The sequence below is a fragment of the Clostridium thermopalmarium DSM 5974 genome, assembly GCF_002995795.1.
GTDB lineage: Bacteria > Bacillota > Clostridia > Clostridiales > Clostridiaceae > Clostridium_H > Clostridium_H thermopalmarium.
Genome location: NZ_PVXN01000003.1, coordinates 1 through 1,155, shown reverse-complemented (window position 1 = coordinate 1,155; position 1,155 = coordinate 1). Strand labels below are relative to the sequence as shown.

General features: G+C 38.7%; 1 protein-coding gene. It reads right to left on the bottom strand.

The genetic code is table 11. From position 1 onward, the window contains the following. Positions 1-6 precede the first annotated feature (6 nt). Positions 7-1,155, bottom strand: a 1,149-nt coding sequence (gene tuf / locus CPAL_RS00245) for an elongation factor Tu (protein ID WP_106023835.1), incomplete at its 5' end; no start/stop codon positions are given.

Sequence of the window (1,155 nt, the reverse complement as noted above, 5' to 3'; positions counted from 1 at the left end):
TTAAAACTATTCTACTATTGAAGTAACAACTCCTGAACCTACTGTTCTTCCACCTTCTCTTATAGCAAATCTTAATCCTGCTTCCATTGCTACTGGTGTGATTAATTCTACGTTCATGTCGATGTGGTCTCCTGGCATAACCATTTCTACACCTTCTGGTAATCTGATTGTTCCTGTAACGTCTGTTGTTCTGAAGTAGAATTGTGGTCTGTATCCATCAAAGAATGGTGTATGTCTTCCACCTTCTTCTTTCTTTAATACGTATACTTGACCTACAAATTTCTTGTGTGGTGTTACTGATCCTGGTTGTGCTAATACTTGACCTCTTTCTATTTCATTTCTTTGTATTCCTCTTAGTAATGCTCCGATGTTATCTCCTGCCATTGCTTCATCTAACATCTTTCTGAACATTTCTACTCCTGTTACTGTTGTCTTTCCTATTTCGTCTTTCATTCCTACGATTTGTACTTCGTCTCCTACGTGTAATACTCCTCTTTCTACTCTTCCTGTTGCAACTGTTCCTCTTCCTGTGATTGTAAATACGTCTTCTACTGGCATTAAGAATGGTTGGTCAGTTGCTCTTTCTGGTGTTGGTATGTATTCGTCAACTGCCTTCATTAATTCTTTAATGCATTCGTCATCGCCTTCTTCGATAGCTTTTAATGCTGATCCTACTACTACTGGGCATCCGTCTCCATCGAATCCATATTCATTTAATAATTCTCTAACTTCCATTTCTACTAATTCTAATAATTCTGGATCGTCTACTTGGTCTGCTTTATTTAAGAATACTACTATATGGTTAACTCCTACTCTTGATGCTAGTAGTATGTGTTCTCTTGTTTGTGGCATTGGACCATCTGCTGCTGATACTACTAGGATTGCTCCATCCATTTGAGCTGCTCCTGTTATCATGTTCTTTACGTAGTCAGCGTGTCCTGGACAGTCAACGTGTGCATAGTGTCTCTTTTCTGTTTCATACTCTACGTGTGCTGTATTGATTGTTATTCCTCTTTCTTTTTCTTCTGGTGCTTTATCGATATCTTCGTATTTTTGTACTTCTGCTCCACCTGTCTTTGCTAGTGTCATTGTGATTGCTGCTGTTGTTGTTGTCTTACCATGGTCTACGTGTCCTATTGTTCCTATGTTTACGTG